Raw genomic sequence first — 12,630 nt, forward strand, 5'->3', positions numbered from 1 at the left:
CAAGCCGGGCGGGAGTGTGCCACCATGGAAACCGCCGCAACCCCACAAACGCACAGGGAGATGGAGCTCATGGTTTCCAGACGCGACTTTCTCAGATACGCCGGAGGAGGCGCTTTGGCGGCTCTGGCCGCGGCACAGTCCTGGCGGCCGCACGCAGCCGAAGGGGCGGAACGGCCCAACATCATTTGGATCTTCAGCGACGATCACGCCCAGAACGCGGTGAGCGCCTACGGGAGCCGCCTGGCCTCGGCAGCGCCCACTCCGAACATCGACCGCATCGCCCGAGAAGGCATAATTTTCCGCAACAGCTTTGTCACGAACTCCATTTGCGGACCCTGCCGGGCGGTCGTCCTGACGGGCAAGCACAGCCATATCAACGGATTCCGAGACAACAGCGACCGTTTCGACGGCACTCAGCAGACGTTCCCGAAACTGCTCCAGCAGGCGGGTTACCAGACGGCGATCTTCGGGAAATGGCATCTGGTCTCGGACCCCACCGGGTTTGACGCCTGGGAGGTCCTGCCCGGCCAGGGCGATTACTACAACCCTGATTTTCTCGCTCCGGAGGGGCCCACGAAACATGAGGGGTACGTGACCGACATCATCACCGACTTGTCGCTGAAATGGCTGGAAAAGGACCGGGATCCCGCCAAGCCATTCATGCTCATGCTCCAGAACAAGGCTCCGCACCGGGAATGGCTGCCGGGGCCGAAACACCTGACCACCTATGACGACGTCACCTTTCCGGAACCCGACAACCTCTTCGACGATTACTCGGGCCGCGGCACGGCGGCCAAAAAACAGGACATGACCATCGCCAAAACCATGCGGCTGGGACCAGACCTCAAGGTCTGGGAGACCGTCGATGACAACGATCCGGGCAAGAAACGCACGTTCGGGCGCATGACGGAAGAGCAACGCAAGAACTGGGAAGCCGCGTACGGCCCCGGGAACAAAGCATTCCTGGAAGCCAAGCTCGAGGGCGGCGCGCTGGTGCGGTGGAAGTATCAGCGGTACATGAAAGATTACATGCGCTGCATCGCGTCGGTCGATGACAACGTCGGCCGCGTGCTCGACTATCTTGAGACGAGCGGGCTCGACAAGAACACGGTGGTCTTCTACTCGTCAGACCAGAGTTTTTACCTGGGCGAGCACGGCTGGTTCGACAAACGGTTCATCTACGAGGAGTCGTTGCGCACGCCGCTCGTGGCCCGCTGGCCCGGCGTCATCAAACCCGGCTCCGAGACGGACCTCATGGTCCAGAACCTGGATTGCGCCGAGACGTTCCTCGACATCGCGGGCGCAGAGATTCCCAACGACATGCAAGGCATGAGTCTCGAGCCTCTGCTGCGCGGGGAACGCCCCGGCAACTGGCGTGAGTCCATCTACTACCATTATTACGAGGGCGAGGGGAAGGTCCACAACGTCTACAAGCATTACGGGGTGCGCACCCCGCGCTACAAGCTCGCCTACTTCTATACGCTCGGCGAATGGGAGTTCTATGACCTCGAGAAAGACCCCCACGAGATGCGCAGCGAATACAACAATCCCGAGTACGCCGAAGAGGTCGCCGGGCTCAAGGCCGAACTCGCCCGCTTGCGCGCGGTATACCGCGTGCCCGAAGACCCTCCCGCGAAGGGGTAGGCCTATGCGTGTTCGATGCCGGTGTTCTGCGATATCTCGTTGCTGATCGCCACGAGATCGGACATGTCGAGGTCGTGCACGTCGGCGCGGCCGTTGATCCGGGCGAAGTTGGCCACCTCTTCGCGCGTGGCGTTGTAGAAGTTCGCGAGCCGTTGCGCCGACACCTCGACGTCAAGCCGTTTCCGCAATTCGGGGTCCTGCGTGGTGATGCCGACCGGGCAACGGCCGGTGTGGCACACGCGGTACTGTTGGCACCCGATGGCAATGAGCGATGCGGTGGCGAGGGCGACGGCGTCGGCCCCCATGGCCAGGGCTTTCGCAATGTCGGCGCTGTCGCGGAATCCCCCGGTAACACAGAGGGTGACGCGGCTGCCGGTTTGGTCCAGGTACTTCCGTGCGCGGTACAGAGCGAACACCGGGGGCAGGCAGACGTTGTCCTTGATGTAGGTAGGCGCCGCGCCCGTGGCGCCGCCGCGGCAGTCGATGGTGATGAAATCGGGTTCAGCCTCGAGCGCCTCGGCCAGATCTTCTTCGATATGGCTGGCGGTCAGCTTGACGCCCAGGGGTTTTCCGTCGAGCACGCCGCGCACGCGCGCTGCCACCTTCTTCAGGTCGCCTTTCTTGTCGATGCCGGTAAAACGGCCCGGCGAAATCGAGTCCTCCCCCACGGAAATTCCGCGGACCCGCGCAATCTCTTCCGTTACCTTCTCTTTGGGCAGATGCCCGCCCAGTCCGGGTTTCGCGGCCTGGCCGATCTTGATCTCGACCGCGTCGGCCTGGCGAATGGCGTCGTCACGGTGCGAAAACGGCGCCGTGCCCAGCTCGTAGACGTACAGGGCCGCTTCGGCGCGTTCGACCGGCAGGAGACCGCCTTCGCCCGAGCAGATAAGGGTACCCGCCAAGCGCGAACCGCGCGCCAGAGCGATCTTCGCTTCCCGGGAAAGGGCCCCGAAAGACATGTGCGAGACGTAGAACGGCATCGCGATGGTAAGCGGCCTCGCGGCGGTGCGGCCGATGACCGTCTTGGTGTTTACATTTTCATGTTCGTTGAGAGGCAGCCGGTGCAACTGCGCGCCGCGAAACAGAACGGCCTCCCACGACGGGAACGGCTGCTGGGTGCGCATGGGCGAAATCTCGCTCGGGGCGCCCGACGCCAGCGACTTGATGCGGGCAAACTTGGTCTCGAACGCGTCGCTCTCGCGTGCCCATTTCGCGAGGTATTCTCCTGAGACCGCTTTCCCTGGCGAAGAAGCGGCGCCGTCTTCGGCGCCTTCCTCTTCGAACAGGTCGGAGCTGGCCCCACACTCCGGGCAGGACTCCGGCGGTTCCGGCCCTTCATGGACATACCCGCAGATGGTGCACACCCAGCGCTTCGTTGTTTTCATGCTCACGCGCCACTCCTTCACCCCCGGCGGCGCGGACTATCCAGACAGACAGCCGCGCCGCTCTGGGAGACGAGTTGCTTTCGTTCGGGTCACTTCACTTCGAGGAATTTCTCGCCCGGGACGCCACAGACTTCGCACTTATCGGGGACGCCGCCGATGACCGTGTTGCCGCAGACGGGGCAAACATAAATCGGCGCGGATTCGAGGTCCTTCCCCGCTTCGACGGCGGCGAGGGCCTCCTTGTAAAGGCCGTGATGGATTTCCTCGACGGTCATGGCGTTCCGGAAACTGACCTCGGCGGGTTTGTTGCCTTCTTTCTGGGCCTCCGCCACGAACCCCGGGTACATGTTCTTGAACTCATGGCCTTCGCCGTCGATGCCTGCCTTCAGGTTCTCGGCAGTGGACTTGACGCCGCCCATGACGCGCAGGTGCGCGTGGGCATGGACCGTCTCCGCTTCGGCGGCCGCGCGGAACAGTTTGGCGACCTGCGGAAATCCGTCTTTCTCCGCTTTGTTGGCGAAGGCAAGGTATTTACGGTTGGCCTGGCTTTCCCCGGCAAAAGCTTCCTGAAGGTTTTTCGAAGTGCTCATGACGTCTTCCCTTTCTTGTTGTGGTTTGCGCACCCGGTTCCTGTGCAGCAGTCGCAACGCCGCATCTGCCGCTGCCTTTCCCCGTTGCTCCCCTGTGCGGCGCGCAGCCGTTACTCGCCGCGAGCAGGCTGCGGGCGACTTGTTCTTAAGAATGATTCTTACATGCCCGCGCCGCAAATTCAAGTCTGCCTGCGCGCCTCCGCGCACGCTTCGGGGCGGAGATTGATGCGTTGCTTCACGTTATCGCAGCCGACTGTAGTATACTTGCGTCGTACGACAGATGAAAACAGAATTCCTCCGCCAATGAACACCAGGAAGATTGACACCGCAGCTATCGACGCCAGACTCGCCGCGTTTCGCGCACGGTGCAGGGAGATTGGGCTGCGAATCACCCCGCAACGGCAAGAGGTCTATCGCGAGCTGTCTCGTGCCTGCGACCATCCAAGCGCGGAGATGCTCCACAAGCGCGTCGTCCGCCGTCTGCCGGCCATGACCCTCGACACTGTGTACCGAACGCTGGGCACGCTCGAGGAAATCGGCCTTGCGGAACGGCTCGGCATTGTCGGAAACAGCGCGCGGTTCGAGGCCAACATGACGCCGCATCACCATTTTGTCTGCAAGCGCTGCGGCAATATCCTCGATGTGTATTCCGGCCGTATCGATCAAACGGGTATCGAGCAAGACCTGCCCAACGGATGCCAGCTGCATTCGTCGCAAGTGGAATTGCGCGGCCTCTGCCCGAAATGCACTGAATAAGCGCTATCGGGACTGGCCCGAGGTTTTGCAGAGTAGAACCCCACGGCCTGTCCAAAACGCTTGCGGCGCGCCGACTCGTTTCAGGTCAGCATGCGGGCGATCTTGAGCATGAAGTCGCCGATCTGCCCGCCGAACTCGGGCGAGCCAATGTTCTCGACCAGGCCCTGGGTCATCGCCTGCACGGTATCGACCTTGTTGGTGAGCACCGGCAACGCTCCTTCGACTCCGGCGAATTTCATATGCACAATCGGTTTTCGGCGGGTGTAGTAGCCGCGCCCCGCCTTGGTCTTGCCGGCCTTCACCCGCAGGTAACAGGCGATGCCCTCGGGCTCGACCGACCACTGGTAGATGCGCTCCGGCTGTTTGCTGGTCCATTTGACCATGTCGGGGTCGCCGCCCTTGTTCAACTGGCTGAGCGCGGTCGAAACCATGTAGAGGATGAGTTTAACTTTGAGGCGCGCCTCGCCGGGGTTCCTGGGGGCCTTGTTCGGCATGAGCAGTTTCAGGCGCATCAGCACGCCGAGCATCTTCACGAGCAACGTGAAGTTCCGGATGCCCTGGATCCGCGGAAGAACCGGTTTCCCGGCGAACAGGGCGTTCATCTTCTTCACCGAAGAGAACCGGAACGTTAGATCCGGCTGTTCAGCGATTTCATGCACGACCCCGAACGCGCCGTTGTCGAACGTGATATGGGAGCCCATCGGCCCCCCGGGATCGTCCGCCACGAACTGAACGGTCGCCGTAACGCCTTGGAACTTCTTCCGGGTCTTGGGATCGTCCTCGAGCAACACCTTGATGATGGGCAGCACTGCCCGCAACACTATACGCGCCGTGAGAAGATCGGTGCTGGCCGCCATGCTTACACCTCGTCTTCCCAGTCTTCGTCTTCTTCGAAGTCGCGGCCCATGACCTCGCCGACCTTCTCGAGAATGCCGTCCGTATCGATCTTGTAGTAGTTCATGAGGTCTTCGGGATAGCCGTGTATCGAGAACACATCGGGAATGCCCACCTTTTCGAACGCGCACCCTTTTCCGCTGGCGGCGATGACGTCGGCAACGGCCGTGCCAAGGCCGCCGATCACGTTGTGGTCTTCGAACGTGACGATCCGGCGCGTTTCCGCGACGGCCTTGAGAATGGCTTCCTCGTCGATGGGTTTGATCGTGTGCATGTTGAGCACCCGGACGCCCAGGCCCTGCTGCTCCTCGAGAATCTTTGCCGCCTGCACGGCGTGGTAGACCGTCGGGCCGCAGCCAATCACCGTGATATCGGTTCCGGGACGCATCTCGACGGCTTTGCCGATCTGAAACTCGTAGTCCTCGCTCTCGTAAACGCGGGGCTCGAAGCCGCGGCCGATCCGGATGTAGACCGGCCCCTCGATCTCCATGCACGCGCGAACAGTCCTGGCGGTCTCGATGCCGTCGGCAGGCACCACCACCCGCAAATTGGCAAACGCGCGGACTATGGAAAGGTCTTCCGTAGAGTGATGCGTCGTGCCCGCCGACCCGAAAGACGTCCCGCCATGCGTGGCGATGACCTTCACGTTCAGGTTCTGGTAGCAGATGTCGGTGCGGAGAAACTCGCACGCGCGCATCGACGCAAACACCGAAAAGGTCGACACAAACGGCACCAGCCCCGCTTTGGCCATGCCCGCGGCCACCCCGAAAAGATTCTGCTCCGCAATGCCGAAGTTGAAGAACCTGTCCGGGAACTTGTCTCCGAACATGCCGATTTTGGTGGATTTCGCGAGGTCGGCGCTCAACCCGACGATCTCGGGGTGTTTCTCGCCCAGTTCGCTCAACACAAGACCGTAGATCTCGCGCTGGGTGAGCTTATCCGCGTCGTACACGGTCCAGGTCAGTCCGCCTTCGGTTGTACTCATGCCATGCGCTCCAACGATTGCTTGGCCCGTGCCAACAGGTCCCCGCCCAAACCGCCGTAGTGCCAGGCCGGGTCATTCTCCATGAAATCCACCCCCTTGCCTTTTACCGTGTCGGCGACGATCATCACCGGGCCTTTGTCGTTCGCGAGCGCGAACTCGACGGCCCCGGCCAGTTGGTCAAAATCGTGGCCGTTAATGCTGCGCACCTGCCAGCCAAACGCCGCCCACTTGTCGGCGAGGGGTTCCAGGCTCATCACTTCCTCCGTGGGACCGTCAATCATCATGTGGTTGCGGTCGCAGAACGCGGTGAGATTTGACAATTTGTAATGGCTGGCGGCCATCGCGGCTTCCCATATCGAGCCCTCGTTGCTCTCGCCGTCGCCCACAATGCAGTACGTACGCCAGTTCTTCTTGAGAACCCGCGCAGCAAGGGCCATTCCCACGGCTTGCGATAACCCATGGCCCATCGAACCGGTCGAGGCATCCACGCCCACGGCCTTATGACAATCAAGATGCATGCCAAGCTTCGAACCCGTCGCGTTGAATTCCTTCAGGTCCTCCTCGGGGAAATAGCCGCGATGCGCCAACACGACCGCATGGCCTACCCCGCCGTGCCCCTTGCTCAAGACAAAGCGGTCGCGGCCCTCCCAGTACGGCCGCGCCGGATCGATATTGAGATATTTCCAGTAGAGAATGGTGAGGATGTCCGTCATGCTCAACGAACCCCCGATATGCGCGCCGCCGGACCATGCCGTCACGTCGACAATCCTGCGGCGAATCTCAAGAGCGATTTGTTTGAGCCTGGTTTTCTCTTCAGGACTTAGCGGCATGAGGTTCCTCCGGAGAAGTGATTAGTAGTTGAGGATGTGGAATTAATACACGGAGCGGGAACGCACACGGGCTTGTGTTGTGCGATCCTGTACGGCAGCTTGCGCAAATCTTTCCTCCGCGGCCTTCCGCGAGCCAAAGAGCCCGCACGGCGTAACAGCCCATTCTTTAAACCCGGGAGCATCTTTCCAGGCTCGCCACCCGTGTTCAAGAGCCGGGCTCCCGCTTCGCGCCTCATGGAACCAAGCTGCGTGCTGAGTTCGAGCTGTTTCTCCAATTTTGCCACAGAACCCCATGCAAACGACAGGTGACTTGCGAAATGCCCCCTCGAGTCGCGCGCATGCCCCTCCGAGATAGTCGACGGGGCCGACACACCCGCCCGGCGCATCCGGCTCGAAAGGCCGAAGCGCTCGCGGGCCGGGAATTCCTCCGTTATCCGCTCTACGTCTAACGCCAGCTTCATTGCCTTCTGCCAAACCTTCAAATCGAAGCACGTGACAATCGCCGTCATGTTGCTCCCCCACATTGCGCCCTGGAGTGCGCGCTGCCTGCCTCTCCAACTCTCCAGCTCTTTGCTAATCCCTCACCGCTGACTACTGGGAACTCACCATTTTGAACGCCTCATCAGCGATATCCCATGTGCGCTGGAGGTCAGCATCCGCGTGCGCGGTTGAGACGAACCAGTTGTGGTGCGGCGCGAAATAGGCGCCGCGCCGGGTACATTCGGCGCACCACCGCTGGTGCAGCATCATGGTTTCATCATCGGTGATGCGGCAGTATGCCATGCACGGCTCGCCGGTGACCTTCAGGGTGTAGCCGTGGCTCTTCGCGATGCGGATGAGCCCATCGTTGAGTTTCCGGCCGGTCTCGCCGAGCAAGCGGGGCGCATCCAGACGCTGCAATTCGCCGAGGGTCGCGATTGCTGCCGCCATGGGCCCGGCAGAATACCAGTAGCTCCCCGTGTGAAATACGTTCGCGGCATCGTTGCGCAGCGAGTCCACGCCGACGAGGGCGGAAATGGGATACCCGTTCGCGATCGCCTTGCAGAAACAGACGAGATCGGGCTTGAAACCGTACCGTTCGTTGCTGCCGCCGCGGTGCAGGCGAAACCCGCAACGCACATCATCGATGATGAACACGATCCCGTGTTTTCGAAGCAGCGCCTCCACTTTTTGCCAGTACCCATCCAAAGGCAACGCGTTGTCCTCGAAAACAGGGTGGTGATACGGGGTAGCGATGAACCCGGCGATGTCGTGTCCGTCCTCCGCGACGACGCGTTCGAGAGCGCTGTAGTCGTTCCAGGGAATGCGAATGTAATTCTTGTGATCGTCCGCAATGGTGCCGTGATGACCAAGAGCCTGCATCCAGGGCTGGGTGCCGTGATAACCGCCTTTGATAGCGACGATCTTGCTGCGTCCGGTAGCCGCGCGGGCAATGGTGACCGCGTAGGAAGTTACGTCGGCGCCGTTCTTGGCGAAGAACGCCCAGTCCGCGATGGCGACCCGGTCCACCAGCACTTCCGCCAGCTCGACCATTCTCGGCGATGCGGCCGTTGCCGTATCCGCCTGCTGCATCTGCTCGCGAAACGCCTTGTCGACGGCAGGATTCCCGTATCCCAGGATCATGGGGCCGTACGCGCACATGTAATCAATAAACTCGTTGCCGTCGACGTCCCAGAAACGGGCGCCCTGAGCGCGCGCGGCAAACAGCGGGAAAGCCCCCACGTGGGTCAGGGGCGCCGGGCTGAAATGGCCGTAAATGCCGCAGGGAATGACTTTGCAGGCGCGCTCGAAGAGCTTGCGCGATTCCACATATTCGAACGTTTCCATGCGCGCTATCCTTTCGCCGGGCAGGCTCATGCCAAGTACGCGGCGGCCCGGTCCATGATGAGGCCGGTGTTGTCAATGATGGGGATCTTGCCCTCGAGACGGAGCAACCCTTTGCCTGCCGCACTGAACGCATCCATCTTCCCGTTAAGAACATCGTTCGCGGTGCGCCAATCCGCGAACCACATGATGGCCGACGGCCGCGCGGCCGCGCCTTTCCGGGGGACAACGCTCTTCCCGTCGTAGATGATGTGTGCGAGGGGGCCGTCGGGCTCAACCTCGAGTTGCACCGAACCGTTGGGGACAGCCGCGGCAAGCTGTGCGGACACCGGTTCGAGCTCCGCCAGGTGTTTAACCGCAAACGCGCCCGTAAATATCGTTAAGATGGTATTGGCGCGAAGGTAGCCGGGGTCGGTCAGCCTTTCGGCATCGGGCTTTAAGAAATACTCCAGCCGCCGGGTCAGTTCAGTAAACTCGTTCTTCAGAAACCCGAGCCTCGAAAAACCCTTGAGCGGCACGGGGTTCGCGGTGCCCGCAAACATCCCGTTCGCGTGCGCGGGCGAAAAAAAGAACAGTCTCACATCGGCGCGGGGCGGGCGCACGGCATAATGGCGGCACTGCCCCCCTTCGAACACGAGGCCCGCGTGCAGTCCCCCGCGCACCGAAAAATGTATCGCGGTACGCCAATCTCGAATCATGGCCGCAGCGCGCGAATCCAGAACAGGAAGGTCTTCCAGGTTGCGAAGCACCGCATGCAGGTTAAGACGCGCTTTCAGCAGCTCGGTATCCATATCCTATCCCTCGCGCAGGAAGGCTTCATTAATCTTATGTGACACGCGTGGCCCCGCCCAACAGACGCCGGCGATGCTATCACAGGCTGTCGACCGGGTCAATTTGCCCGCCTATTCCCAGTTTCCGAAGCAACCCGGGGTTGTCCTGTTTTGACGGACACGTTGAAACTATGGAGAATGAGGCAAAAGAAGCTTGCTCTTCGGGCTTGACACCGCGGGAGGACTCGGCTAGAATGAATGCGCGTTCAATATAGAATGATGATTCAATCGGGCAGAGAGGAGACAGACCCATGTCCGGTAATAGAAGCATACTCGGGTCCAGGAAACGGCGCCAGCCCGTGGACAGCACAATTCTCGATGCCGCCGAGCTCGTGTTCGGGCGAAAAGGGTATCAGCAGACCACCATGGAGTTCCTGGCCCGCGAGGCAGGAATCTCCGTGGGGAGCATCTACAACCTTTTCGAGAGCAAGGAAGACGTTTACGGCCGCGTGGCGCAGCGAATCGGCGAGTTTGTGATCCGCCGCCTGGAACCGTTGACACGGGCCGGCGACCCCGAAGAGGCGGTCTTGGATCTCATCCGGCTCCGATTGTGCAACTATTCGAACGATCGGCTGTTTTTCCAGCCCTTCTGTTTTCCGGCATACCTGGGCGTACAGCCGGAGCCCGAACGTCTGGGTCCGGAAGTCAACCGTCTGCACGAGAAATACATCGATATCGTGGAACGCATCTTCGCGCGGTGTTTCGCCAAGCTGGGCCAGAAAGGGACGCCGGGAATCAAGATGTCCGTGTGCCTTGAAGGGATGCTTACCGCTTTCACGAGTTATTGGTCCGAGCCGTTGCAGTCCGACAACCTGGCCAAAGTGGCCCGTCACATGCGGACGGTGCTGCTTCGCGGGATTGTGCCGCCCGGCGCCCATCCCGGCGACGAGGCGCCGTCCGTAGCCGAGTCTCGTGCAATCTATATCAGCCGCTACGACCTGGAACGCCTCAGAGAGCTGCTCGAAGTTGTGCGCGCGTTCGGCACAAAAGAGAATCAGAAACACGCGGACATGTTGGACGAGGAGTTGAAGCTGGCCCGGCTCACGAACCCGCGTGAGGTGCCGCCTGATGTGGTAACCATGAATTCCAAGGTGCGCGTCAAGAACCCGAACACGGGCGCGGACCGGGTCTACACGCTCGTCTTTCCGCGGAACGCTGATTTGGCCCCCGAGAATGTCTCGATCCTGAATCCATTCGGAACGGCGATTCTTGGCCGGCGGCTGGGTGACGTTTTTACGGTAGGCGCAGGTGAGGATGCTCCGATGTATGAGATAGCCCAAATACTGTATCAGCCGGAGGCATCCGGGGATTATCATCTCTGATTGCCCGGCACACGCGCGGTGAATGTGCCACGATCATTCCCGATAATACCGCAATTTCCAGAAAATATGACCGCCTTGGAAGTTTAATAGACTCACGGGCATCGGCAAACGGCGCCGATAGCTGCACGAGTGTGGTGGCATCCACGGCTCGGGCATGCGGTTTCGGCCGGTGCCGAAATCCCCCGGATCCGACCGGGAACACGCGTAGAATGGGCTGGGAGCATTGGGGCCTTTTCCGGCAGCGGATTGGCGAGCGCCGGAGACCGCGTCATCCGGCAAAGAAGAGAACCTCGCGCAGACTATCAGGAGTAGAAGCAAAAGGAGCTGGCATATGAGCAAGAAAGAGGCCGTCATAAGCAATTTCGATCAGGCTCGGCTGCAAGAGGTGATTGATGCCATGAAGGCGCAGAGCGGCAAGCGGCAGTGGTCCAGGGGAGACGAATTGCAGCACAAACTTACCGCTTCGAAGGTCCTGGCCCCGACGGAAGTTCCGCCTGATGTGGTCACCATGAACTCGATTGCGCGCGTCCGGGACAAGGAATCGAACCAGGAAGGGGTCTATAACCTGGTCTTTCCGTCCGATAGCAAGCCTCTGGAAGGACGGGTGTCCGTGCTTTCGTCTCTGGGCCTCGCGCTGTTTGGCTCGCGCATTGGCGACGTGGTTGAGTGGGAGACCCCGAAGGGCGTCCGGCTCCTCGAGGTCATCGGGATCATTTACCAGCCAGAGGCCGCAAGACATTGGACGCTGTGAGCGGGTACGAAAAAGGCGCGCGCGCAACGTTTCCACTGTGCGCAGACGAAACGCCACACGTTGGCATATGACGATGCGGGGCGCGGGGGGGCCGCGCTCCGCACAGTACGTTTCCGCGGGGGAAAAACGCTTGAAGTCTTGGCATAGCTGATGCCGGGAGGCACGAAGGCATGGATGAAGCGTTCTCCGTTTCGGGCGGCATTGTGCGTCCGGTGATTCTTTCCCCTTTTTCGAGATATGCGAGGTTGACATGGAAGCAGGCGTCTTGCTGACGGGCATTTTTGTTTTCGCCGCGCGGATTGTTGACGTTTCGATGGGAACGCTGCGAACCATAATGGCTGTTCAGGGCCGTATGCTGATCACGTTCTGCCTGGGATTCGTGGAAGTGATCATCTGGATTCTGGTGGTCGGCACCGTCGTGAGTCAGATCAAAGAATCACCCGCGCTGATTCTGTTCTACGCGCTCGGCTTCGCCTGCGGGAACGCGTGCGGGATATTCGTTGAAGCGAAACTGGCGCTCGGGAACGTCGCGCTCAAAGTCATTTCCGCCAAGGAAGGAACCGCTCTGGCCGACAAGTTGAGAGCCACCGGCCAGCCGGTCACCGTGTTCCCCGGCATGGGAATGCAGGGGCCCGTCGAGCAGCTCTTCATGGTTTGCCGGCGGCGCGATGTCAGCCGCCTGCTCACTATCGTCAAAAATGCCGACCCAAACGCCATGGTCATCACGGAAATGGTCCGGGACGTCAACAGGGTTCTCCACCCGGTCATCGGCGTTCCGCTCACATCGGTCCCGCCAGACACCAAAGAGAATTGAGCGCC

12 protein-coding genes are annotated in these 12,630 nt (G+C 60.9%); 5 read left to right on the plus strand and 7 right to left on the minus strand.

All coding sequences use genetic code 11. From position 1 onward, the window contains the following. The first annotated feature begins 69 nt into the window (after window positions 1–69). Window positions 70–1,644, plus strand: coding sequence for a sulfatase (locus PLJ71_07240; GenBank protein HQM48467.1), 1,575 nt, complete (start codon window positions 70–72; stop codon window positions 1,642–1,644). 2 nt (window positions 1,645–1,646) lie between these two features. Here PLJ71_07240 and PLJ71_07245 read toward each other — a convergent pair whose 3' ends face one another. Next, window positions 1,647–3,029, minus strand: a complete 1,383-nt coding sequence (locus PLJ71_07245; GenBank protein ID HQM48468.1) for a glutamate synthase-related protein — start codon at window positions 3,027–3,029, stop codon at window positions 1,647–1,649. Between the two features lie 89 nt (window positions 3,030–3,118). Continuing rightward, on the minus strand, window positions 3,119–3,619 hold the full coding sequence (locus tag PLJ71_07250; protein HQM48469.1) for a rubrerythrin family protein: 501 nt from the start codon (window positions 3,617–3,619) through the stop codon (window positions 3,119–3,121). A gap of 303 nt (window positions 3,620–3,922) precedes the next feature. Between PLJ71_07250 and PLJ71_07255 the strand changes: the two genes are divergently transcribed. Further along, a complete protein-coding gene (locus tag PLJ71_07255) occupies window positions 3,923–4,375 on the plus strand; it encodes a Fur family transcriptional regulator (GenBank protein ID HQM48470.1) in 453 nt (150 codons plus the stop codon). A gap of 80 nt (window positions 4,376–4,455) precedes the next feature. Here the strand turns inward: PLJ71_07255 and PLJ71_07260 are convergent, their stop codons facing one another. The 5 genes from PLJ71_07260 to PLJ71_07280 all read right to left on the minus strand — a co-directional run bounded on the left by PLJ71_07260 (window position 4,456) and on the right by PLJ71_07280 (window position 9,699). Next, window positions 4,456–5,232, minus strand: coding sequence for a hypothetical protein (locus PLJ71_07260; protein HQM48471.1), 777 nt, complete (start codon window positions 5,230–5,232; stop codon window positions 4,456–4,458). A gap of 2 nt (window positions 5,233–5,234) precedes the next feature. Beyond that, window positions 5,235–6,254 (minus strand): transketolase C-terminal domain-containing protein, encoded by a 1,020-nt coding sequence (locus PLJ71_07265; GenBank protein HQM48472.1) that lies wholly within the window; start codon window positions 6,252–6,254, stop codon window positions 5,235–5,237. Beyond that, window positions 6,251–7,084 carry a transketolase gene (locus tag PLJ71_07270; protein HQM48473.1) on the minus strand — a complete coding sequence of 278 codons (834 nt, stop codon included), beginning with the start codon at window positions 7,082–7,084 and terminating at the stop codon, window positions 6,251–6,253. Before PLJ71_07270 ends, PLJ71_07265 begins: the two co-directional genes overlap by 4 nt. Window positions 7,085–7,675: 591 nt before the next feature. Then, window positions 7,676–8,911 carry an aminotransferase class III-fold pyridoxal phosphate-dependent enzyme gene (locus tag PLJ71_07275; GenBank protein ID HQM48474.1) on the minus strand — a complete coding sequence of 412 codons (1,236 nt, stop codon included), beginning with the start codon at window positions 8,909–8,911 and terminating at the stop codon, window positions 7,676–7,678. A gap of 26 nt (window positions 8,912–8,937) precedes the next feature. Further along, a complete protein-coding gene (locus tag PLJ71_07280; protein ID HQM48475.1) occupies window positions 8,938–9,699 on the minus strand; it encodes a hypothetical protein in 762 nt (253 codons plus the stop codon). Window positions 9,700–9,989: 290 nt separating this feature from the next. Between PLJ71_07280 and PLJ71_07285 the strand changes: the two genes are divergently transcribed. The 3 genes from PLJ71_07285 to PLJ71_07295 all read left to right on the plus strand — a co-directional run bounded on the left by PLJ71_07285 (window position 9,990) and on the right by PLJ71_07295 (window position 12,625). Beyond that, a complete protein-coding gene (locus PLJ71_07285; protein ID HQM48476.1) occupies window positions 9,990–11,060 on the plus strand; it encodes a GreA/GreB family elongation factor in 1,071 nt (356 codons plus the stop codon). 331 nt (window positions 11,061–11,391) lie between these two features. Beyond that, window positions 11,392–11,811 (plus strand): GreA/GreB family elongation factor, encoded by a 420-nt coding sequence (locus PLJ71_07290; protein ID HQM48477.1) that lies wholly within the window; start codon window positions 11,392–11,394, stop codon window positions 11,809–11,811. 250 nt (window positions 11,812–12,061) lie between these two features. Then, a complete protein-coding gene (locus tag PLJ71_07295) occupies window positions 12,062–12,625 on the plus strand; it encodes a DUF5698 domain-containing protein (GenBank protein ID HQM48478.1) in 564 nt (187 codons plus the stop codon). Window positions 12,626–12,630: the final 5 nt, after the last annotated feature.

Source organism: Candidatus Hydrogenedentota bacterium, from assembly GCA_035416745.1.
Lineage (GTDB): Bacteria > Hydrogenedentota > Hydrogenedentia > Hydrogenedentales > SLHB01 > UBA2224.

Bases quoted from the DNA above. Each gene is read 5' to 3' on its own strand.
- PLJ71_07240 (HQM48467.1), top strand. From the start codon at position 70: ATGGTTTCCAGACGCGACTTTCTCAGATACGCCGGAGGAGGCGCTTTG.
- PLJ71_07245 (HQM48468.1), bottom strand. From the start codon at position 3,029: ATGAAAACAACGAAGCGCTGGGTGTGCACCATCTGCGGGTATGTCCAT.
- PLJ71_07255 (HQM48470.1), top strand. From the start codon at position 3,923: ATGAACACCAGGAAGATTGACACCGCAGCTATCGACGCCAGACTCGCC.
- PLJ71_07265 (HQM48472.1), bottom strand. From the start codon at position 6,254: ATGAGTACAACCGAAGGCGGACTGACCTGGACCGTGTACGACGCGGAT.
- PLJ71_07295 (HQM48478.1), top strand. From the start codon at position 12,062: ATGGAAGCAGGCGTCTTGCTGACGGGCATTTTTGTTTTCGCCGCGCGG.
- PLJ71_07280 (HQM48475.1), bottom strand. From the start codon at position 9,699: ATGGATACCGAGCTGCTGAAAGCGCGTCTTAACCTGCATGCGGTGCTT.
- PLJ71_07275 (HQM48474.1), bottom strand. From the start codon at position 8,911: ATGGAAACGTTCGAATATGTGGAATCGCGCAAGCTCTTCGAGCGCGCC.
- PLJ71_07285 (HQM48476.1), top strand. From the start codon at position 9,990: ATGTCCGGTAATAGAAGCATACTCGGGTCCAGGAAACGGCGCCAGCCC.
- PLJ71_07250 (HQM48469.1), bottom strand. From the start codon at position 3,619: ATGAGCACTTCGAAAAACCTTCAGGAAGCTTTTGCCGGGGAAAGCCAG.
- PLJ71_07260 (HQM48471.1), bottom strand. From the start codon at position 5,232: ATGGCGGCCAGCACCGATCTTCTCACGGCGCGTATAGTGTTGCGGGCA.
- PLJ71_07290 (HQM48477.1), top strand. From the start codon at position 11,392: ATGAGCAAGAAAGAGGCCGTCATAAGCAATTTCGATCAGGCTCGGCTG.
- PLJ71_07270 (HQM48473.1), bottom strand. From the start codon at position 7,084: ATGCCGCTAAGTCCTGAAGAGAAAACCAGGCTCAAACAAATCGCTCTT.